Raw genomic sequence first — 23,490 nt, forward strand, 5'->3', positions numbered from 1 at the left:
GAAAAGTCAGCCATTTGGGCTGGCTTTTCTGCGTTTAATGGGAGGAGGTTTCTTCTGCCCCTTTTCCCAAAGTCAAGAGAATGACTGTTGCCAATATCAACCCTGTTCCCAGCCAGTCCAGCCCCAAGAAGCTGACTCCCAGCCAAAACACAGCGGTAATTGCGGCAGATAGCGGCTCTACACTGGTCAGAAGACTGGCTTTGGTCGCGCCAATGATTGTCACCGACTTGAGGAAAAAATAGAAGGCCAATACTGTTCCGAATACGACGATATAGGCAAATGCAGCCCAGGTCTGCCAATCCCAAGTACCGGAAAAGTACCAAGGCTGGGTGAATAGTGAAAAGGTAATCCCTCCGATCAGCATTCCCCAGCCAGTTACAGCAGCCGGAGAAAAGGTTCTCAGCAATCCCACAGGCTGAATAGTGTAAAAAGCTAAGGCCAGTGCGGAAAGAATTCCCCAGAAAACCGCTTTTTCCGAAATGACCAGCTCCTCCATAGAGCCATGAGTGACCAGCAGAAAGGTGCCTGAAAGAGCCAGAAATAAAGCAGCATATTCCACTAAAATCGGCCATTTTCGGTTTTTGATAGCGTAAAAAGCGACTACGAATACCGGGCCTATGTACTGGAGAATGGTCGCCGTGGCGGCATTGGATAGGGAAATGCTGAAAAAATAAGTGTACTGGACGGCAACCATCCCCAAGATTCCAAAGAGCAGAAGACGAATAGCATTTTTGGGCTTTCCCCAGATCTCAAAGGTTGTTTTTCTTTCCTGAAAAAGAGAAAAGCCAACTAAAATCAGCCCTGCAATGCACATTCTCCAGGTCACCAACCAAGCAGGATTTAATCCCCGATTTTCGAATAAAAATTGAGCGCAGGTTCCTGAGATTCCCCAAAAGATGGCAGATGAAAGGGCCATGATAATTCCCGGTATTTTCTGGTAGGAAGTAGGCTGAGGCATAGGCTAGGTGTAAAAGCTAGCGAAGATACCTGAAAAATCTTCAGACCAAGTTTGAATTACTTGGCTTAATTTGAACTGAAAAACAAAATCCGTCAAGATGGACCCGAGTTTGGAAATTAGATCTGCAAAAAAGAACGATGAAGACAGTCTCTGGTCAGTCATTGAGCCTATTATCCGAGCTGGGGGCACTTATGTGTTTTCTCCTCAGTCATCTAGAGAAAAAATAATGAGCTATTGGCTAAACGAAGATAAAAAGACCTATATCGCTCTGATAGAAGGAAAGGCAGTTGGCACATTTTATATTAAAGCCAATCAGCCTGATCTGGGAGATCACATTTGCAATGCGGGATTTATGGTAGATCCAGAACAAAAAGGAAAAGGTATCGGAAGAAGCTTGGGGCAATTTGCTATCTCTGAGGCTAAGGCTTTGGGCTATCAGGCCATGCAATTCAATTTTGTGATTTCTAGCAATCATTCTGCAGTTGGCCTTTGGAAGAGCTTGGGTTTTCAGGTGATAGGTGAAATCCCTCAGGCGTACCGACATCCTTCGCACGGACTCGTATCAGCTTTTATATTTTACAAGAAATTGTAAAAAGAGTAGCAGATTCTTGATTTCAACTGTAGCATTCAGAGGCTACCTCTCGTCTAAAAAGTAAACCCAACCAAAAATGAAATCCCTGCTTAGGATATTCTTGTTGTTATTCTTCGTTTCCTGTGCTGATGAAGGGGATTTGGATTCTCCTTTCTTGGGAGTTTCCTATGAAGTAAGATTTGACCAGGTCCGCTTCCAAGTCAATGAGCAACTGTATCAGCAGCTCAATTTTGAGCGGGGGAGTAATTCCTTCTGTGCAAATCTGGCAGAAATTAGCTCCATAAAACGAACTGGCAACGAGCTTCAGCTGGTCGTCCGAAGGAATTCATCCTGCAAGGGAGATTATCTCCTGGTTTGGGATGGGGGAGTGCAGGAAAGTATGCCTGAGCGAGTACAGCTGTACCTCTATCCTCAGCTAACCGATTGTGGCTTGGGATCAAGTGTGGTCAATGATACCTTGAAAATAGATTTGAAAAGGGCATTTATGCCCTTGCAGGAGACGGTTGTCAATCGAATGAGCCTTTATATCCGCGAAAACTGCAACTTCTTTGATTTCAATTGTGAAGGAAATTGTGACTTTGAGAAGAATTAACTGGGGGAAAAAGGGCTTTATTTAAGTAATACTAACGGGGCAAGATTTGATTTGAACTGGTCGGACCAAGAGCTGATTGACGGTTGCAAACGTCAATCCAGAAAGCATGAAGAAGTGTTTTTCAAGCGCTACTATGGCTTTGTCATGGGGATCGGTCTCTCCTATGTCAAGAGTCGGGACCAAGCTCAGGAAATCACCCAGGATTCCTTTCTGAAATTTTTTGATTCCCTGAAAAAAATGGATCAGGCCCCTTCCGTCAAACCTTGGCTGAGAAGAATTACCGTCAATACTGCCATTGATTATTATAGAAAAAACAAACGCATTCAAAACCACGAGGAAGCAGACGGGGAAACTCCCGTTTTCGACCCCGTCTATGCCCCGGATGATTTGGCCTATGAGGAGATTTTGAAGCTCCTCTACCAGTTGCCCGAGGACCAGCAAATCGTCTTCAATCTCTATGAGGTTGAGGGATATAGTCACCGAGAGGTAGCAGAACAGTTAAATATTACCGAAAGCTCCTCGAGAGTATACCTGACGCGGGCAAAAACGAAGCTCCGTCAGCTGATCAAATTACATCTGAAAGAATATGCAGGAAGATAATCTGGATAAATGGCTCGCAAAGAATCTGCGCAGGCATCAGGAAAATGATCCTGTTCCCTATGAGGAAGGGGCTTGGGAGGCTTTCCAGGCCAAAAGAAGCGGGGCAGGATTTAAAATCGCCTATTGGGCAGGAGGAATAGCAGCATCACTGTTAATTTTCTTGATGGCGTATTTCGCTATGGATTTAGGGAAATCTCAAGAGTCGATTTCCAATGAAATGGAACTCCTTACCGAGGAAAGGACCACCAATGTGGATCAGGAAGAAGTTATGCAGGAGCAGCAAAACCAAGCCAATTCTGGCAATTCATCCGAGAATTTGGCATTGAAGTCTGAAACCAAAAAAGAGCCGTCTTTTTCCTCCAATGAAGAAAAGGAAGACAGGAATCCAAGAGGTGAAACTACCCGGCCGAAAGTCATCGAGCCCTCAAAGCCAATAGACAATCAAGTGGCTAAAAAAACAATTGGTTCTACTCTGCAGGCTAATCCAAGCCCTGCTCAGCCTGAAAGGAAAGAGAGTTCCCTAATGGCCCAAATCGCACCGGATAATGCCGGCCAAAAAGATTCGGTGACCCAAGCAAAGGTAGAAGAGCTGAAAAAGCAAATAGCCGAACTCACCGGAGCCGAAGAAAAGCAGCCCGCAAGCTCGGATGAATATCGTACACGGACGCTTTCTTTGGGACTAAGTCCAGGAGTGGGAAGCTCCCAATCCAACAATCAATCCACCTCAGGAACCTCTCTGGGATTGGGTGCTCAGGTAAATTGGGCGCTAGGTGAGAAGCTTGCCTTAGGTTCGGGGATGGGAGTGAACTTCTTCAATCAAAGCTCCCAAGGAGAAAGCTCCGTGCAGATAGCCAATGCTTCCTATCCCGTACGTCAGGAAGTGCAGGTATCTCAGGTACAGGTGGATGTTCCGGTTTACCTTACCTATCCTGTCAACCGCAAGCAATCCATTGCCATCCAGGCTGGGTTTTCCAATCTGATGGCCTTTACCAGCAATGCCCAGCAGGAGAATAGTTATCTCCGCCAGGTGGCGGTATTTGATGCCCAGTCTTCCAGTTCGAATGACTTCACACTCAGGACGGAGTCGGTGTCCAGTCTATCCTCGGTGGATACTCCTTCATCCCGTTTTATTCCTTTTGCCACGGCCAATTTGGGGGTGAATATTCTGGTATTGGAGTCCAAAAAAACGGCTTATCTGTTGATGCCTTTTTACAATTACCCCCTGCAGGATATTTCGGGGACAGGTACTAATCCTGGCTTTTTCGGAGCAGCGCTGAAAGTCAACTTTGGTACAATCCAAAAGAAATAAAACCGAAAACTAAACCAACTATACACCCCGAAGCGATTCGGGGTGTTTTTTTTGACTTAATTTCTAATACTTGGCTTTTCGTTTTTAAAAAGCGACGGTTTATGTCATATTTCAACTCTTTCTTAAAAAATAAAAAAAATACCAAGTAGTGGGTATAGGATTTTTAGTTTGAGATTTTATCTTTCGAAAACTAAGGGGTTAAAAAAAAGCGACCCGACTAGAGATTCTAATCGGGCCCCTTTAGATGTTTTCACAACGGAATAATCCTTATTGTGAATTGCTTCAAAATAGTAGTGCTAATATAGATTTTAAACTTTCAACTTTTCAAAAAATATGAAAAAGATTTTGGGATTGGATTTGGGGACTAACTCAATTGGCTGGGCTCTGATCGAGCAGGATTTCGAAAACAAGCAAGGGGAGATTTTGGGTATGGGCTCCAGAATTATACCGATGGGACAGGATGTTTTGGGAGAATTTGACAAAGGGAATTCTGTCTCCCAAACTGCTGAAAGAACAAGGTTGAGAAGTGTAAGGAGACTTAGGGAACGTCATTTGTTGAGAAGAGAGCGATTACATCGAGTTTTAAATATTCTTGGATTTTTGCCAAAGCACTACTCCGATCAGATCGATTTTCAAGAAAGACTAGGGAAATTTTTGGAAGAAACAGAACCAAAAATCGCATACAATGGGGTGGATTTCCTTTTCAAATCATCCTTCAATGAAATGCTGGATGAATTTAAAATTCATAAGCCATTTTTTGTCGAGGGTGATAAAAAAGTACCCTATGATTGGACTATCTATTTTTTGCGTAAAAAGGCCTTGACCGAACAAATCGAAAAGGAAGAATTGGCTTGGATAATTCTGAATTTCAATCAAAAGCGGGGGTATTATCAGCTTAGAGGTGAGGAGGAAGAGGAAAAGACTAATAAGCTCGAAGAATTTTATTCGTTGAAGGTAGTAGATATCAAAGTGGATGAAACCCCAAACAAAAAGGGAGACACTTGGTATTCCTTAACCTTGGAAAATGGCTGGATTTACAGAAGATCAAGCAAAGTTCCCCTGGATGATTGGTTAGGCAAAACCAGAGACTTTATTGTCACTACTGATATTGATGAAGAAGGAAATCCCAAACTGGATAAAGAAGGAAATCCGAAAAGAAGTTTTCGTGCTCCAAGCGAAGATGATTGGGGCTTGAGGAAGAAAAAGACCGAGAAGGAAATTCTCGACTCATCCAAAACCGTTGGGCAATTCATTTTTGAAAACCTTCTGGCTGATCCGACTCAAAAAATCAAGGGAAAGCTGGTCAGAACTATTGAACGGAAATTCTATAAAGATGAACTGAAGCAGATTTTGGTTTCCCAAAAAAGATTTCATCCTGAACTCAATGATGCTGATCTGATGGCGGATTGTGTCAGAGAATTATATAAACACAATCATTCACATCAGAATTTTCTTGCCAGTAAGGATATACTACACCTTTTGGTTGATGATATTATTTTTTACCAAAGGCCCTTGCGAAGCCAAAAATCCACTGTGTCAAACTGTCCCTTGGAGTTCAAGACTTACAAAATGGATGGAGTCGAAGTTAAGGCTCCTTACAAGGTTGCTCCCAAATCCCATCCCTTGTTTCAGGAGTTTAGATTACTTCAATGGATCTCTAACCTTCGGATTATCCGGAAATCGGATGATTCGGATGTGACCATGGATTTTTTGCATACCCAAGAAAAGACAAAGAGGCTTTTGGAATATCTGATGACTCAATCCGAAATTGATTGTGCCAAATTGATGACTTTCCTTTTGTCTCAAGAGGGATTTAAAGGGAAAGAACTTAAGCCTGAAGTCGGCAAGTTTAGATGGAATTATGTCTATGACTCTGAAACAGGTGAATCTAAATCCTACCCCGGAAATACTACACGAGCTGAATTCCTTAAGAGATTAGCAAAGGTAGAGGGATTTGATCTGGGAAGTTACAATGACCAGTTTGAGGAATCACTTTGGCATCTTGTTTACTCAGTCACCGATAAGATCGAGTTTGAAAAAGCCCTCAGGAAGTTTGCCCGAAAAAACGAAATTGAGATCAATTCTTTTGTGGAGAATTTCAAAAAGATCCCACCATACAAAAGCGAATACGCCTCTTATTCCCTAAAAGCAATAAAAAAGCTATTGACACTTATGCGTTTCGGAGAATGGTGGCAAGAAGATTTGATTGACTCGAACTCGAAACGTAGAATAGAGAATATCCTAACCGGAGAATACGATCCTGAAGTAAAGGACAAAGTACGTGAACTAGCTAAAGGCTTTAATAATGTAATTGACTTTCAAGGGCTTCCAGTTTGGTTGGCGGAATTTATTATATATGTTAAGAAGCCCTCAGAAAAATGGATAAATAGTTCATCTCTCAAAGAATTTATAGACGAATTCAAACAGCATTCCCTCAGAAATCCAATTGTTGAACAAGTGGTTCTGGAAACCTTGAGAGTAGTCAAAGATATTTGGGATACCTATGGAAATGGTCAGAAAGGCTTTTTTGATGAAATCCATATCGAGTTGGGAAGGGAGATGAAAAATCCTGCTGAGCAAAGGGCTAGACTGACCTCTCAGATTTCTGAAAATGAAAACACCAACTTAAGGATTAAGTTGCTTTTGGCGGAGCTACTTCACGACCCTGGAGTGGAAAATGTAAGACCCTATTCTCCAATGCAGCAAGAAATCCTTAAGATTTACGAAGAGGGAGTTTTAAAATCGAACGTGGAGGTTCCTGATGATATCCTAAAAATTAGTAAGACCGCCCAGCCTTCTTCATCTGATCTAAAGCGCTATAAACTTTGGCTGGAACAGAAATATCGTTCGCCCTACACAGGGAAAATTATTCCATTAAACAAGCTGTTTACTCCTGCTTATGAAATAGAGCACGTCATTCCGCAATCCAGATACTTTGATGATAGTCTCAGCAACAAAGTGATTTGCGAGGCAGCGGTCAACAAATTGAAGGATAACAGACTGGGGCTCGAATTTATAAAAAGCTTCCATGGACAACGGGTTTTATTAGGTTTTGGCGAAGAGGTTGAGATTTTTTCTGAAAGTGCCTACAAAGCATTTATTCAGGATAATTATTCCAAGAATCCCGCCAAGAAAAGAAAGCTTCTTTTGGATGAATTGCCGGAACAAATGGTGGAACGGCAGATGAATGATACCCGGTACATCAGCAAATTCATTACATCCATCTTGTCCAATATTGTTAGGTCTGAGGAGAATGATTCTGGATTCAATTCTAAAAACATAATTCCTGGAAATGGAAAAATTACAACTGCGCTAAAGCAAGATTGGGGGCTAAATGATGTTTGGAATGAATTGATTTTACCAAGGTTTGAACGGATGAATCAATTGACAGGAACCACAGCTTTTACGGCATGGAATGAAAACCACCAGAAATTTCTGCCAACTGTTCCTTTAGAATACGCAAAAGGCTTTCAGAAAAAAAGAATTGACCACCGTCACCACGCGATGGATGCTTTGGTTATTGCCTGCGCCACAAGAGATCATGTGAATTACCTAAACAATGAACATGCCTTAGGCAAGAAGTACAAGGGAAAAGATGAAAAGCAGTCTAGAAGATTTGATCTAAGACAAAAGCTTTGCATCAAGAAGAAAAATGGTCACTCCCAAGAGAACTATGAATGGATTTTCACTAAGCCATGGGAATCCTTCACTTTAGATGCAAAAGAAAGTCTAGAAAAGATTGTGGTCAGTTTCAAGCAAAATCTTCGGGTTATCAACAAGACAAGCAATAAATATCTCAGCTACAGGGATGAAGAGGGTAATCTAAGGCTAGATAATCATGGGAATCCAGTAAAGGCACTAACAAGACAGACCAAAGGGGATGCTTGGGCGATAAGAAAAGCTATCCACAAGGATACTGTTTCTGGTCTTGTCAAATTGAGAGTGGTTAAATCAGTGAGTTTAAGATTGGCCTTGGAAAAACCTGCCAACATCTTGGATAAAGGTTTAAAGAAAAAGATCACTGAACTGACCAAGTTGAATTATGATAAAAAGCTCTTGCTTAAATATTTCAAAGACAGGAACAATAAGTTTGAAGGCAGGGATATTTCAAAGCTTGAGGTTTACTTTTTTGAGGAAGATTTGGCCGCATCCAGAGTTAATTTGGATACTTCATTCAATGAAAAGAAAATTCGATCAATAACCGATACAGGAATCCAAAAGATCCTTTTAGCCCATTTGGCAAAATACGAAGGAGCACAGGATGAAAAAGGAAAAGTCATACCGGCAGAGACTTTAGCCTTCACCCCTGAAGGGATAGAAGAGATGAACAAAAACATTCGAGACCTCAATGGCGGAAAATTTCATCAGCCTATCTATAAGGTTCGGACTTATGAGCCCAAAGGCAATAAATTCCAGGTTGGCTTCAAGGGAAATAAACATGCTAAATATGTTGAGGCTGCCAAGGGGACTAATCTTTTCTTTGCTATTTATGTCAATGAAGATGGAAAAAGGAGTTATGAAACTATTCCTTTCAACGTAGTGATGGAAAGGCTAAAACAAGGTGAGGGACCTGTGCCACTTATAAATGAAAAAGGTGAAAAACTCTTGTTTCACCTTTCTCCAAACGAATTGGTTTATGTACCTGAATCTGATGAAAATCTCACAAGTATAGATTTTAATAATCTCTCTAAAGAGCAGGTGGGGAGATTTTATAAAATGGTCAGCTCCTCTGGTACTCAATGTTTTTTTGTAAAGCACGATGTCTCAACTCCAATCCTAAATAAAGTTGAGTTTTCCGCTTTAAATAAGACAGAAAAGACTATCGATAGCATTATGGTAAAGGAAAGATGTTCAAAGATTTCAATTGACCGTCTAGGCATAGTTCATTAAGAATGGAACTTGGAATCCTGCCAGTCTTACGAAGTCTACAAACTCGCTATTGGAACCCAGAATATTTTCCGGGAGGAGAAGAATTATCGTTTCTTCCTCGAGCACTATACAAAGCATTTGGATAAGGTGCTGGATACCTATGCATACTGTCTTATGCCCAATCATTTTCATTTGTTGGTTAGAGTAAAGGAGATGCTTGAGCTCTGGAAAACTTTTTCAAAGTTCCAAATTTTGGAAAAGTTTACTCCAGACTTGCCAAAATCAATAGGAACCAAAAAAGCTAAATAAATGGAACCCGGCCAATCCTACCATATCTACAATCACGCCAATGGATCGGAGAATATTTTCCGGGAGGAGAAGAATTATCGCTTCTTCCTCGAGCACTATACAAAGCATTTGGATAAGGTGGTAGATACCTATGCTTATTGTCTTATGCCCAATCATTTTCATTTGATGGTAGGAGTGAAAGAAGAGACTTCGCTCAGGAGAACTTTTCCAAAGTTCCAAACTTTGGAAAAGTTGGTTTCGAAGCAGTTTTCTAATTTTTTCAGCGCCTATACCCAATCTTTCAATAAAGCCTATAAAAGACGGGGAAGCCTGTTTATGAAGAATTTTAAGCGTTTACCCATTTTAGATGAACATCAATGGCAAGAAACTTTTTTGTATATCCATCTCAATCCGGTAAAACATGGATTTACAAAAAAACCTGATGATTGGAAGTGGACGAGTTGGCATGGATATGAAAATCAAAACAAAACCTCAAAGCTAAATCGAATTTATTATTTGAACTTTTTCGATAGTTGGGAGCATGTCAAAAAATTGACAGAAACCAAAAAACAATTTGTCATAAATCAAAATGTGGAATGAGCCAACTTTTCCAAAGTTCTAAAACTTTGGAAAAGTTAATTCAAATCATCTTCTCCCGTATGATCAAACGAACCCTTTTTTTCGGAAATCCAGCTTACCTCAGCACCAAAAACGAGCAGCTTCAAATATCTTTTCCTGAGCCAGATAAATCCGATAGGACCGTTCCCATCGAAGATTTAGGGATGATCGTCCTGGAAAATCAACAAGTAACCATTACCCATGGGTTGATTGCCAAGCTGACTGATAAAAAAGTCGCTATAGTCACCTGCAACAGTCAGCATCTTCCTGAGGGCCTTCTTCTTCCCATGCATGGACATTCTGAGCAAACCGAACGGATTCGCTACCAAATTCAGGCCTCTCAGCCATTGAAGAAAAATCTTTGGCAACAGACCGTTTCAGCCAAGATTCAAAATCAAGCTGCTCATCTCAAGGAAAAAGGGAAAGATTCTCCAAGGCTACACTACTTGGCAAAAAATGTAAGTTCGGGTGACTCAGGAAACCATGAAGCACAGGCCGCAGCAATTTATTGGCAAAGCTTATTTGATATTCCAGATTTCAATAGGGAGCAAGCCGGTATTCCACCCAATAACCTGTTGAACTATGGTTATGCCATTTTGAGGGCGGTGATTGCCCGAGCTTTAGTCTCTTCTGGGATGTTTCCGGGATTGGGGATTTGGCATAGGAACAAATACAATGCATACTGCCTAGCAGATGATATTATGGAGCCATACCGTCCCTATGTGGATTTGGTGGTCAGTCACTTGGTGGATACGGAAGATGATATTTCGGAATTGACCACAGAGATGAAGAAAGAGTTGCTAAGTATTCCAGCCTTGGATGTGCGTATTGATGGGCAAAAAAGTCCCTTGATGGTAGCTGCCAGCCGGACTACCAACTCCCTTTTTGAGTGCTTTGCCGGAATCAGCCGAAAGATCATCTATCCAGAATATGGAGGATAAATTTTATTCCAGACTTAACCAATACAGAAGCTTGTGGGTCTTAGTTTTTTTTGATTTGCCTACCGAAACCCGCAAGGAGCGGAAGATTGCTACTAAGTTTAGAAAAAACTTGTTGGACGATGGCTTTGCCATGTTTCAGTTTTCGATCTACATGCGCTTCTGTGCCAGTCGGGAAAATGCTGATGTTCATACCAAGCGGGTAAGGAATATGCTACCGGAGAAAGGGAAAATTGGAATCATGCAGATTACCGACAAGCAATTCGGGATGATGGAGATTTTCTATGGGAAAAAGGTGGTGGAAAAAGAGGCCCCTGCCCAGCAACTGGAATTGTTTTGATATACTGAGGTCAGGGGCAACTTTTCCAAAGTTCTAAAACTTTGGAAAAGTCATTTCTCTCCAATTCAAGTAAATTACCTTTTGGGAAGGCTGTTTTTTAAATTCTAAATTCAAACATAAAAAACAGCATACCAGCCACTTACGGTGGGGTATGCTGTGATTCCTACAGGAAAGTACCATTTTGAAAGCAATTCACAACAGCTGGAGGCCTGGAAGAAGATAAGGTCATGCTGTGATTCCTACAGGAAAGTACCATTTTGAAAGCAATTCACAACGTCACTCCCGAGGCTGCCAAATATCTTGAAGCTGTGATTCCTACAGGAAAGTACCATTTTGAAAGCAATTCACAACAAACCCCAGCGGGTACTGCTTGGCTTGATGGCTGTGATTCCTACAGGAAAGTACCATTTTGAAAGCAATTCACAACCTCCTAAAAAAAAAATGTCTCGATACGCCCGCTGTGATTCCTACAGGAAAGTACCATTTTGAAAGCAATTCACAACCCTTTTCCCCTCTCTTCAAAATTGTATTATGCTGTGATTCCTACAGGAAAGTACCATTTTGAAAGCAATTCACAACAAAGGCTGATCCTGTCCAAACCCATAAATCGCTGTGATTCCTACAGGAAAGTACCATTTTGAAAGCAATTCACAACTGATTGAAAGCCTATAAAATGGAAAGCTTTGCTGTGATTCCTACAGGAAAGTACCATTTTGAAAGCAATTCACAACAGCTCCAGTCGCTGCCTGTATTCGTTCAGAGCTGTGATTCCTACAGGAAAGTACCATTTTGAAAGCAATTCACAACTTCTGATTTCGTTTTCAAGGGTTAGTTCAAGCTGTGATTCCTACAGGAAAGTACCATTTTGAAAGCAATTCACAACTGCAGGGTCGGTGGATAGTTCCACATTTCCGCTGTGATTCCTACAGGAAAGTACCATTTTGAAAGCAATTCACAACCAGTACCTGCTGCATTTGAAAATCTAACGTAGCTGTGATTCCTACAGGAAAGTACCATTTTGAAAGCAATTCACAACACCTTGGTCCCGCCTTCCCAAGAAAACCTAGCTGTGATTCCTACAGGAAAGTACCATTTTGAAAGCAATTCACAACAGTCCCTCGGCCCTGTTTATTTTTCTGATTGCTGTGATTCCTACAGGAAAGTACCATTTTGAAAGCAATTCACAACCCGGGAGATCACACGTCTGAAGATCGGAGAGCTGTGATTCCTACAGGAAAGTACCATTTTGAAAGCAATTCACAACTGGATGGTCTTGGAATTAACTGGCACACCAGCTGTGATTCCTACAGGAAAGTACCATTTTGAAAGCAATTCACAACAGGAGGCGCAAGAGGAAAGAAGCTATCTGGGCTGTGATTCCTACAGGAAAGTACCATTTTGAAAGCAATTCACAACTATGATTTGGATCGATGAAGAGGAGCAAAAGCTGTGATTCCTACAGGAAAGTACCATTTTGAAAGCAATTCACAACAGCAGTAAAAGCAAAAGAATCAGCAGTTAAGCTGTGATTCCTACAGGAAAGTACCATTTTGAAAGCAATTCACAACCAGTATCTTTATCTCTATTACGCAAGCTAGCTGTGATTCCTACAGGAAAGTACCATTTTGAAAGCAATTCACAACATCAGATAGCTCGTCTTTACAACCAAATCTGCTGTGATTCCTACAGGAAAGTACCATTTTGAAAGCAATTCACAACAAACCGACGCGGTTTCGGTAAACAATAAAAGCTGTGATTCCTACAGGAAAGTACCATTTTGAAAGCAATTCACAACAGGACATATTAGAACAACTTAAATAAAAACGCTGTGATTCCTACAGGAAAGTACCATTTTGAAAGCAATTCACAACCTGGGTGCCTTGGTTGCTCCAGAAATACAGGCTGTGATTCCTACAGGAAAGTACCATTTTGAAAGCAATTCACAACTTGGACGTATGCTTTGACGATATATGGGGGGCTGTGATTCCTACAGGAAAGTACCATTTTGAAAGCAATTCACAACGAATATGCTCCGATTTAGTGCTTTAATAGCGCTGTGATTCCTACAGGAAAGTACCATTTTGAAAGCAATTCACAACAAGGGCAAGGCAGTCGTCCCAGAATTCCAAGCTGTGATTCCTACAGGAAAGTACCATTTTGAAAGCAATTCACAACTCGGTCAATGCTGGCACGAAAGCGGGGGGTGCTGTGATTCCTACAGGAAAGTACCATTTTGAAAGCAATTCACAACCCAGTGCCTTGCCTTGGCCTCAAAAAGGCGGCTGTGATTCCTACAGGAAAGTACCATTTTGAAAGCAATTCACAACATGGAATAGCCCTAATGATGTCCAGCCATTGCTGTGATTCCTACAGGAAAGTACCATTTTGAAAGCAATTCACAACAAAGCCCTGTTCGATCATGAATGCCGTGGTGCTGTGATTCCTACAGGAAAGTACCATTTTGAAAGCAATTCACAACTCCGGGAATATTTTAAATTTGTTCAGGGTTGCTGTGATTCCTACAGGAAAGTACCATTTTGAAAGCAATTCACAACTGGAATCCACTAGTAAATGATCCTGAAATTGCTGTGATTCCTACAGGAAAGTACCATTTTGAAAGCAATTCACAACAACCTTAGACGTGCATTCAAACTTCAAGAGCTGTGATTCCTACAGGAAAGTACCATTTTGAAAGCAATTCACAACAAGGGCTGAGGCGCTCCTTTTGAATGCCCGGCTGTGATTCCTACAGGAAAGTACCATTTTGAAAGCAATTCACAACGGATCAGGTTCTACAGGAGCTTCAGGCAATGCTGTGATTCCTACAGGAAAGTACCATTTTGAAAGCAATTCACAACAGGAGTTAGTCACTTTTGTTGAATTCGTCAGCTGTGATTCCTACAGGAAAGTACCATTTTGAAAGCAATTCACAACTGCTCAATATGTTTAAAAAGTATATATTCGGCTGTGATTCCTACAGGAAAGTACCATTTTGAAAGCAATTCACAACTGATGAATTAATAGAAAAACTGCGATGAACGCTGTGATTCCTACAGGAAAGTACCATTTTGAAAGCAATTCACAACTGCATACTGCTTTTAGTATCCTGTAAGTCGCTGTGATTCCTACAGGAAAGTACCATTTTGAAAGCAATTCACAACTAAGGACCTTGTCCGCTGTAGGATTGCCTTGCTGTGATTCCTACAGGAAAGTACCATTTTGAAAGCAATTCACAACAAAATACGGGGCAAACGATGATTTTAAGGGCTGTGATTCCTACAGGAAAGTACCATTTTGAAAGCAATTCACAACTGGATTGGAGGCCACCACAATATCTACCTGGCTGTGATTCCTACAGGAAAGTACCATTTTGAAAGCAATTCACAACAGGGATTTTATATAAAAAACAACCCGTATCGCTGTGATTCCTACAGGAAAGTACCATTTTGAAAGCAATTCACAACTTGCGGGCTGTTCCGGTTACACGAAACAAGGCTGTGATTCCTACAGGAAAGTACCATTTTGAAAGCAATTCACAACAAAGCAACAGAAGACCAATTAGATGACTTGGCTGTGATTCCTACAGGAAAGTACCATTTTGAAAGCAATTCACAACCGGCTTCCTGACCGTTGGATAGGCGGATATGCTGTGATTCCTACAGGAAAGTACCATTTTGAAAGCAATTCACAACTCGCCTGAACAGATTGCCGAAAAGATAGCGCTGTGATTCCTACAGGAAAGTACCATTTTGAAAGCAATTCACAACGGCTAAACCCCCGCAACTGGACCGAAAATGGCTGTGATTCCTACAGGAAAGTACCATTTTGAAAGCAATTCACAACGATCCACTAGGGCTTTTTTTTCCTATTGGGCTGTGATTCCTACAGGAAAGTACCATTTTGAAAGCAATTCACAACACCCTGCCACTTCATCTGTATAAGGTGGGTGCTGTGATTCCTACAGGAAAGTACCATTTTGAAAGCAATTCACAACGATAGTCTTGATATTGGGTATTTGAATTGTGCTGTGATTCCTACAGGAAAGTACCATTTTGAAAGCAATTCACAACGAAGTAAAAGAAGCACCGGAAACCGATGCGCTGTGATTCCTACAGGAAAGTACCATTTTGAAAGCAATTCACAACCACTACCAGTTTTTCTTTTCCCGAGTCTCCGCTGTGATTCCTACAGGAAAGTACCATTTTGAAAGCAATTCACAACTGCATTTCAGAAGGATAAATCATGGAACTAGCTGTGATTCCTACAGGAAAGTACCATTTTGAAAGCAATTCACAACCGATTCCTACCTAATCCCCCAAATCGACCCTTTTCCTTCTTTTTCTAAAATTTTTTCGTCCCTTAAAACCACTACCTAAAAATTCGAGATTTTTCACCTAAATTCCTTTGGACTAAAGCAGCCTATGAAAAAATTTCCCACTCTATCTTTTCCAAGGGCCTTATTTGTCCTATGGGTTTGGATATTTTCTCCGGTTTTGGCCCATGCGCAGGAAGCCTCTCCATCCCCGCAGTCCCAGCTGGAGCAGCCTCTCGGTTTTCCCGTTTTAGGGGCTTTAGAGGACACTCTCTTCTCTGTGTATTCCAGGCTGGGTTCGCTAACTGCAGAGGAAAGGGCAAGAAGAATTACCGAGCGGATTCAAAAACTATCCAGAAACGAAAAATATGTAGCCGACTCTCTTAAAGTCGAAGAACTGGAGAATGCCTACGATATTCTCTATGGGCATGATATCGTCGGAACCGTATCTCCCGGAGATATCAGGGATGACCAATACGATATTCAGAGCATGGCCTTGGCAGTCAGAGATGTAATCAATCAGGATATCCTCAACTATCAAAATGAGACCCGATTGGAAGTGATGCTCAAACGGATAGCCTTGGTCTTCTTGATTATTTTGGCAGCAGTTCTGATTATCTTTTTAATCCAAAAAGTCTCCAAACGCCTGATTAAATGGGTTTCCTCCAGAGGTAATAAGTTATTCAGGGATTTGGACTACAAAGGCTATACTTTTTTGACTTGGGAGAAAGAAATGAGCTTAGCCATCCGGGCGATCAAAGTGATGAGATGGGTCTTTATCCTGATTCTCCTCTACCTGTTGCTGCCGATTTTATTCAGTATTTTCCCCTTTTCTAAGGATTGGTCAGACGATATTTTGAACTGGGTCTTGCATCCCATCCGGAATGTCTTTGAATCTACTCTGGATTATCTGCCCAACATGTTCAGGATTCTGGTGATTCTGATTTTCATGAAATACCTGATCCAGTTTGTCCGGTTTATCTTCCATGAAATTGAGTTAGAAAGACTTCAGGTGTCCGGGTTTCATCCGGATTGGGCTATGCCTACTTACAATATCGCCCGCTTCCTGCTATGGGCCTTTACCTTGGTTCTGATTTTTCCCTACCTCCCTGGCTCAGATTCTCCTATTTTTAAGGGAGTCAGTGTATTCATCGGAGTGATTTTCTCCTTGGGTTCCTCCTCAGCGATTACCAATTTGATTGCCGGCTTAGTCATCACCTACATGAGGCCCTTCAAGATCGGGGACCGGATCAAAATTGCGGATGTGCAAGGAGATGTGATGGAAAAGACCCTGCTGGTCACCCGGATCAAAACCATTAAAAATGAGGTGATCACTATTCCCAACGCTTCAGTTTTGACTGGAAATACCACCAATTATACTTTGCAGGCTGAAGGTCAAGGACTGATCCTATATACCTCGGTCACTTTGGGGTATGATATCCCTTGGAGGAAAATCCACGAAACCCTGATCGAGGCAGCTTTGGCTACGGAATTTGTGGAAAAAGAACCCAAGCCCTATGTGCTTCAGACCAGTTTGGACGACTTTTATGTTTCCTATCAGCTCAATGCATATACCAAGCAGGCGAGTAAGCAAGCTATTATCTACTCCCAACTGCATCAAAATATCCAAGATTGCTGTCAAAAAAATGGCATAGAGATCATGTCTCCTCACTACAGGGCTAACAGAGATGGTTCGGCCTCGACTATTCCTGGGGGAGAAGGAAAATAAAAATCCCGAAGCCCATTGAGGCTTCGGGAAATTCAGTTAAAAAATGAGGCGTCTTTAGTAAGCAATGTAATTGGTGATCAGCTGGATATCTAATTTTTTTGGACCTGAGGTTTCCCTGCCCAATCCTCTGACTACCAGCGTGTAAACCCGGTTTCCTTTCAGGTCCAAAGTGCCCGAGGTAAGGAGCGTTTCTCCGGTTTGTGAGGAACGGATTTTTAGAACAGTGTTGCCGGGAGTCAGCTCCAGGTAGTCCGAAACATCTTTATAAGAGGATTCTTCAAGAAGCGGCGTGCTTTCCTCATTGAGAAATAGGTCAACCGACTCGGTATCCGGTGACAAGTGCACTAGTCTCAGTTGGGCTTGGGTAGGGGTCGGTTCTTCCCATTCATCTTTGACCAGCAGGGCATCCATCGCTGCACTTTCATTGATCACAAAGAGGGAATAAACCGAGTCTGCCTTCAATTCCAATTCCTTTTCCAAAAGAGAACTTGCCGAATTGACCGCCGCAAATCGGAAATCACGCTCTCCTGGGAAGAAAGGACTATAGCCCAAAACCTGGGTGAACTCCATGGGGTCCCGATTGACCCGATTGGCATTAGCAAAAATATCCATAGCCGGGGCATCCGGTGAGCCTTGATAGATGGACACGTAAGCAGTGGGTGGGAGAGGTGTGTTTTCCAGATTGTCGAAGCAGGAACTCATCAATACAGTGCTGCTCACCGCCAAAGCGGAGAGGATAGCTTTTGTAATTCGCATAGTAATTGGGTTTAGTTTCAAATATGCTCTCAGGACGAATGGAGCAGGTTTTTCGCTTCAGAAGAAGCATAAATTTTCCACACGGAGTTGGTAATTCGCTGAAGGATAGGACTATTTATCCAAAAATTTTTTTGATTAAAAACTGTAAATAAGACATAAATGTACCGTATAAAACAGAACTTGTAGGCAAACCTTCCAAACCCTATGTCTTCCGAATTAGAGGCAATACGCAGCTCCCTTTCCCTGATTGAAAAAGAAATGAGAACCAGCCCCATGCATTTTGCATCTTTGCTGGAGTCTGTTCATTCCAGTCAGTTGGAATCAGCTAAAAATCTGATCAATTACCTGATTTTGAGAAGGATGGATATTCAGCAGCTTCAAGCTGATCTCCATGCGGAGGGGCTATCATCTCTAGCCAGCTGTGAAAGTCACGTCCTAAGGCAGATTCAAGTCACTTTAGCCAGATTGGGAGAGAAATCAGAGCATCTGGATTCATGTACGATTGAGTATGGAGCTGAGAAAATCAAACAAAACAGCGAGCGACTTTTTGGTCTCCATCATGCGGAGTGGCCCTCTTCGGTGATGGTTACCTTTGACCGGTCCTTTTTGGAAGAAAAAAAGTACATCGAAAAGCTGCTTCAAAATGGCATGGGCGTAGCTAGAATTAATTGTGCCCATGATGATTTTGATACTTGGTCCCGAATGGTAAAAGAGATTCAGAAAGCCTGTAAAAAGACCGGATTGTCTTGTGCTATCCATTTTGACTTGGCTGGACCTAAGATCCGAACTGTATTGCTTCGCAAAGGGAAAGAAGAAGGGAAAGCGGAAATAAAAGTTGGAGGTAGGGTATGGTTGAGTAATTCGGGGAATGGGTTTTCTTCCAAGGATTTGGTAGTCAGTCCCAATGAACCCGAATTGGTCGAGTCATTGAAAGTTGGTGAGCGGGTTTATTTCGATGATGGGCTGATCCGAGCCAGAGTAGACCGGGTATCCAAAAAAGGGGCATCCCTGAAAATAGAGCGGATTTCATCCAAAAAGCCCTTTTTAAAAAATGAAAAGGGAATCAATTTTCCAGATTCGCTTTTGTCGATTTCCTCCCTGACCGAATATGACAAGAAATGCCTTGCAGAAGTCCTTCCTATGGCGGATACGCTTGGTTTTTCTTTTGTCCGCACTCCAGAAGACTTGGCAGAGTTGCAGGAGGAAATGGCCAAGCTTACCGATACTCCTCCTCCAGTCATTCTGAAAATTGAAACAAGAGAAGCGGTGATTCAATTGCCTGCTTTACTATTGGAAAGCATGAAAGCTCCCTGTTTTGGAGTAATGATTGCACGGGGAGATTTGGCTGTGGAGATTGGTTTTGAGCGATTGGTGGAGGTGCAGGAAGAAATATCATGGATTTGTGAAGCCGGTCATATCCCGGTCATTTGGGCTACCCAAGTGTTGGAAAATCTGCACAAATCGGGAATTGCATCCCGAGCAGAAATCACCGATGCAGGCCGCGCGGCCATGGCCGAATGCGTGATGATCAATAAGGGAGGGCATACTTTGGAGGTACTGAAGACCCTCAAGGATATTGCTAAGAGAAGTCGGTCCCTCAAGATCAAAAACCGGCTGATTTTCCGCCCTTTGAAAATCGCAGAGAATTTTTTTGAAAGGAAATAGCCTGAAAAACTGAGGTTTATTCGCTTTTTTCACCATTTATGGAATAAGATCAAAGCTTTTGACAGACTTACTTGCCTTTTGGCAAAGGCTTTGTACTTTGTATCTAGCGAAATCACCCTTTCGCCCTCACCATACTTAACACTCTACAGCTATGATCACAGAATCAGAGTTGGTCGCGCTTTCTTTGGAAAAATTCAAAGTCTGGGAAAGTTTTGATCAAAATAAATTCGAGCAAATTTTTGATGAAGAAGGGCTGCTTATTTGTTACAATGGGAAAGCTGAGACCAAAACCGAGCTACTTCAGGAATTTTTGGATCCCAAGCGAAAACTCAACGCTTTCACCATACGCAAGCCTATTGTCAGAATATTTGGTGCTACTGCTGTGGTCCATGCAGACGGAGAGATTACTGTCGACAACTTTGGAAAAAAAGAAACCTTGGCAATGAATTTCCTCGATGTGTGGGTGCAGCGGGAAAAAGGTTGGAAATTAGTCTCTGCTCACTTCAATCAGATCAACTGATTGTTACCTCGTTAATCTTCACTTGACATTAGCTACAGTCTGTTCAACGTTGGATTTTTCCTGTATAATTTAGAACTAGGCTAAGGCTGTTTTGCTTATTTCAAGTTTGTGTTTTTGGATTTTGATTTTTCAATCAAGCAGGCTAATGATTTCCTGATTAAAAGATGAATTTTTCTTAAAAAAAGGAATCCTTTTTCAAAAAAATCAATGAAGTAAGTTCATGATCTGTTGATTTTCAATTCCGGTCTAAGGAAATGGACCAAGCTAACTTCGTGGCTTAATCCAACCTTTAAACCAGTTGAAAATGGTAAACTTTACAAATTTTGTTGCAGGCAAATTCCTGAAAATGGGAGTGTTATGTTCTGCCCTTATTTTTCTGGGTGGAGGAGCAGGCTTGAGTGCAGCGCCTTCTTTTCCGGCAGAATCGACAGAGGGGCAGAGGGAGCTGATTACCGGTAAGGTAGTCGACGAGACCGGAGCTCCGTTGCCCGGTGCGGCAGTTTTGGTCAAAGGAACCACTACAGGCACGATTACCGATTTGGATGGGAATTTTTCCATCGATGTGGCCTCCGATGCGGTATTGGTTATTTCCTACTTGGGGTATTCCCCTCAGGAAATCAGAGTGGGAAATCAGGCCGAGCTGATGATCCGTTTGGAGCCGGAAAGCTCACAGCTGAATGAAATCGTGGTGGTAGGATATGGTACCCAGAAGCGTTCTGATGTGACGGGAGCGATCGGTTCATTAAAGAATGAGGATTTTAACCGGGGAGTTATCACCAATCCGGTAGACCTACTCCAAGGCAAAGTGGCAGGGGTAAACATCACCTCCGTCAGTGGGGAACCCGGAGCCAATCAGAATGTAATCATCCGAGGGATTGGTAGCTTGAGGTCAGGAACCCAGCCACTGTATGTTTTGGACGGATTCCTTTTGGACAATTCTGACACGGGGATTGCATCGAATCCCCTGAATTTCCTCAATCCAAATGATATCGAAAGCATCGATGTCCTGAAAGACGCGAGCGCTACTGCACTTTACGGTTCGAGAGCATCCAATGGAGTCATCGTAATTACCACCAAAAAAGGAAAATCCGGAACTTCTCAGGTCAATCTATCCGCCTCTACCGCTTGGTCTTCCATGGCCAGTACCATCGATGTTTTTGGTGCGGATGAATTCAGAAGAAGAGTTGTGGAAGTGGGAGGAAACCTGGAAGATTTTGGAGGAAATACCAATTGGCAGGAAGAGTTGACCCAAGTAGGCTTTTCTCAGGACTACAGCTTGTCCATGAGCGGGGCAAATACGGAGCGATTTTCTTATTTCGCTTCTTTGGGTTATCAGGACCAAGAGGGCATTTTGAAAAACAGCAATCTGAGAAGGTATTCAGGTAAGTTGAACATGAATCAGAAAGCGTTTGAGGGCAGACTGATCGTAGACTACAATCTGACGGCATCCTACACAGAAAATCTTCGTCCGGCTATTGGCTCCATTGCCAGCGACATGCTGTATCTGAATCCTACCATTCCGGCATTGACTGATGGTGAGCCTACTTTGCTCAATACCAATGCGCTTAACCCGCTCAAGCGAAATGAACTCTACAGCGACGATGCAGCCAACAACAGGATTTTGGGGACTATTTCTCCTTCTTTCGAAATCATTGATGGGTTGACCTACAAGCTCAATCTCGGGGTGGACTATTCCAATACGGCCCGATATATCCAATACAAGCCTTTTCCAGAAGTAGTCAATGAATCTAATGTGTCGGATGGTACTCTGGATGAATTGATTTCATCCAATACCAACAGTCTGATCGAAAATACACTGACCTACAACTGGAACAATTACAAGCATAATTTCACCGTGTTGGTCGGTCATTCGTATCAGACCTTCCTTGATGAATTCAGAGGGACTTCTTCCAGAGGCTTTGCAGCAAACAATATTGAGCCCAGGTATCAGGACCACAACAGTACGAGTGAGTTTCCCACCACGGTCAGTTCCTCCGCGGTGAGAAATGAGTTGCAGTCCTTTTTCGGCCGATTAAACTACGTCTATGACGAGAAATACCTCTTTACGGCGACTTTTCGGGCTGACGGATCTTCCAAATTCGGGCAAAATAACCGATACGGTTATTTCCCATCTTTTGCCTTAGGCTGGAATCTGAGCAAAGAAGGCTTCATGGCCGGTTCGGTTTTCAATAATCTGAAGCTACGAACCAGCTGGGGACAAACGGGGAATCAGGAAATCCCTTCCAAAATCACCAAAGCAAGTTTCTCCGAAGATCGATTGGCTACCGGTTCGGGCAGTTTGAATACTTATCCAATTGACACGGACGGGAACTCCCTTGATGATTACCCCTATGGGATTGTATTTACACGTTTGGCTAATCCGGATCTGCAGTGGGAGGTTTCCACTCAGTTTGATGTAGGGTTTGACTTTGCTTTTCTGGATTACCGATTGACCGGTACCTTGGACTATTTCAATAAGGTTTCTTCCAATATCCTTTTGGAAGTAGTGCCGGCAGACCCGGTGCAGCCGACCTCCACTTTTTGGGACAATATTGACAACATGGAAATTGTCAATCAGGGGATAGAATTGGCTCTAAACTACAACAGCAATCCTCAAAAATCCTTTACCTACACCTTGGGAGGCAATGTGACCTTTATCCAAAATGAGGTAAGAAATTCACCTTACTCGGTTTTGACTACGGGAGCAGCGCAAGGTGCAGGTCAAACAGGGGCTACCATCAACGGCTACATCAACAATCAGCCCATCGGCGCATTTTACATGCTGCAGTTTGACGGGATTGGAGAGGATGGCCTGAACCGGTTCGTAGACGTGAATGGAGACGGTGAAATTCTCGACAATGACCGGGTAGTAGTAGGAAGTGCGATCCCCAATACGATCTACGGGATCAACACCTCCATGCGGTATGGAAACTTTGACTTGGTTCTGAACTTTAACGGAAGTGCAGGAAACAAAATCTACAACCACACGACCATGTCCCTTTTCACCAAGGCACAACTTTCCCGCTCCAATAACACCACCGACTTTGCGGTACAGTTTCCCGAGGAATCCATCAACAACTCCAACACCGTTTCTACCCGATTCCTTGAAAATGGAGCCTTTTTTAGGCTAAACAATGCCTCTTTAGGATATTCTGTAAATCCTGAAAGACTAGGGATAGGAAATGCTTTCCAAAACATCCGCTTTTCTCTGACCGGCCAAAATCTGTTTGTCCTGACCGACTACTCCGGATATGATCCCGAGGTAAATACCGGATCGACTTCAGGGGGGATTCAGACCTTCGGGATTGATCGATTCACCTATCCACGAGCCAGAACATTTATGCTCAATCTGAATCTGACTTTCTAAACCCGGAAATCAGTCATGAAAACAATCATCAAATCAT

At 42.4% G+C, this 23,490-nt stretch carries 14 protein-coding genes and 1 CRISPR repeat array; of the genes, 12 read left to right on the forward strand and 2 right to left on the reverse strand.

Annotated elements, in window-relative coordinates; translation table 11 throughout:
* Positions 1-34: 34 nt before the first annotated feature.
* The gene (locus AAA942_RS00065; RefSeq protein ID WP_338218175.1) at positions 35-958 is read right to left on the reverse strand and encodes a DMT family transporter; all 924 of its coding nucleotides are present in this window, start codon (positions 956-958) and stop codon (positions 35-37) included.
* A gap of 97 nt (positions 959-1,055) precedes the next feature.
* Here AAA942_RS00065 and AAA942_RS00070 point away from each other — a divergent pair, with 97 nt between their 5' ends.
* The 9 genes from AAA942_RS00070 to AAA942_RS00110 all read left to right on the forward strand — a co-directional run bounded on the left by AAA942_RS00070 (position 1,056) and on the right by AAA942_RS00110 (position 17,145).
* Complete coding sequence (locus AAA942_RS00070) at positions 1,056-1,550, forward strand: GNAT family N-acetyltransferase (protein WP_338218176.1); 495 nt, start codon at positions 1,056-1,058, stop codon at positions 1,548-1,550.
* 76 nt (positions 1,551-1,626) lie between these two features.
* Positions 1,627-2,142, forward strand: coding sequence for a hypothetical protein (locus AAA942_RS00075; RefSeq protein WP_338218177.1), 516 nt, complete (start codon positions 1,627-1,629; stop codon positions 2,140-2,142).
* Positions 2,143-2,193: 51 nt separating this feature from the next.
* The gene (locus AAA942_RS00080) at positions 2,194-2,742 is read left to right on the forward strand and encodes an RNA polymerase sigma factor (RefSeq protein ID WP_338218178.1); all 549 of its coding nucleotides are present in this window, start codon (positions 2,194-2,196) and stop codon (positions 2,740-2,742) included.
* Positions 2,729-4,051 carry a hypothetical protein gene (locus AAA942_RS00085; RefSeq protein ID WP_338218179.1) on the forward strand — a complete coding sequence of 441 codons (1,323 nt, stop codon included), beginning with the start codon at positions 2,729-2,731 and terminating at the stop codon, positions 4,049-4,051. Before AAA942_RS00080 ends, AAA942_RS00085 begins: the two co-directional genes overlap by 14 nt.
* Positions 4,052-4,384: 333 nt before the next feature.
* The gene (gene cas9, locus AAA942_RS00090) at positions 4,385-8,941 is read left to right on the forward strand and encodes a type II CRISPR RNA-guided endonuclease Cas9 (RefSeq protein ID WP_338218180.1); all 4,557 of its coding nucleotides are present in this window, start codon (positions 4,385-4,387) and stop codon (positions 8,939-8,941) included.
* 288 nt (positions 8,942-9,229) lie between these two features.
* Positions 9,230-9,808 (forward strand): transposase, encoded by a 579-nt coding sequence (locus AAA942_RS00095; protein ID WP_338218181.1) that lies wholly within the window; start codon positions 9,230-9,232, stop codon positions 9,806-9,808.
* A gap of 26 nt (positions 9,809-9,834) precedes the next feature.
* Entirely contained in the window at positions 9,835-10,767 is a 933-nt protein-coding gene (gene cas1, locus AAA942_RS00100; protein ID WP_338218182.1) for a type II CRISPR-associated endonuclease Cas1, read from the forward strand.
* Positions 10,757-11,104, forward strand: a complete 348-nt coding sequence (gene cas2, locus AAA942_RS00105) for a CRISPR-associated endonuclease Cas2 (protein ID WP_338218183.1) — start codon at positions 10,757-10,759, stop codon at positions 11,102-11,104. Before cas1 ends, cas2 begins: the two co-directional genes overlap by 11 nt.
* Before the next feature lie 153 nt (positions 11,105-11,257).
* Positions 11,258-15,401: direct repeats of the CRISPR family, unit length 46 nt; unit sequence GCTGTGATTCCTACAGGAAAGTACCATTTTGAAAGCAATTCACAAC.
* Between the two features lie 124 nt (positions 15,402-15,525).
* Complete coding sequence (locus AAA942_RS00110) at positions 15,526-17,145, forward strand: mechanosensitive ion channel family protein (protein WP_338218184.1); 1,620 nt, start codon at positions 15,526-15,528, stop codon at positions 17,143-17,145.
* 54 nt (positions 17,146-17,199) lie between these two features.
* Here AAA942_RS00110 and AAA942_RS00115 read toward each other — a convergent pair whose 3' ends face one another.
* The gene (locus AAA942_RS00115; RefSeq protein WP_338218185.1) at positions 17,200-17,901 is read right to left on the reverse strand and encodes a DUF4397 domain-containing protein; all 702 of its coding nucleotides are present in this window, start codon (positions 17,899-17,901) and stop codon (positions 17,200-17,202) included.
* 204 nt (positions 17,902-18,105) lie between these two features.
* On the opposite strand from AAA942_RS00115, the gene AAA942_RS00120 reads away from it, so the two are divergent.
* The 3 genes from AAA942_RS00120 (at position 18,106) to AAA942_RS00130 (ending at position 23,453) form a co-directional block, all read left to right on the forward strand.
* Entirely contained in the window at positions 18,106-19,566 is a 1,461-nt protein-coding gene (locus AAA942_RS00120; protein ID WP_338218186.1) for a pyruvate kinase, read from the forward strand.
* 151 nt (positions 19,567-19,717) lie between these two features.
* On the forward strand, positions 19,718-20,086 hold the full coding sequence (locus AAA942_RS00125) for a nuclear transport factor 2 family protein (protein ID WP_338218187.1): 369 nt from the start codon (positions 19,718-19,720) through the stop codon (positions 20,084-20,086).
* 304 nt (positions 20,087-20,390) lie between these two features.
* The gene (locus tag AAA942_RS00130) at positions 20,391-23,453 is read left to right on the forward strand and encodes a SusC/RagA family TonB-linked outer membrane protein (protein WP_338218188.1); all 3,063 of its coding nucleotides are present in this window, start codon (positions 20,391-20,393) and stop codon (positions 23,451-23,453) included.
* Positions 23,454-23,490: the final 37 nt, after the last annotated feature.

Source organism: Algoriphagus sp. oki45, from assembly GCF_036245605.1.
GTDB lineage: Bacteria > Bacteroidota > Bacteroidia > Cytophagales > Cyclobacteriaceae > Algoriphagus.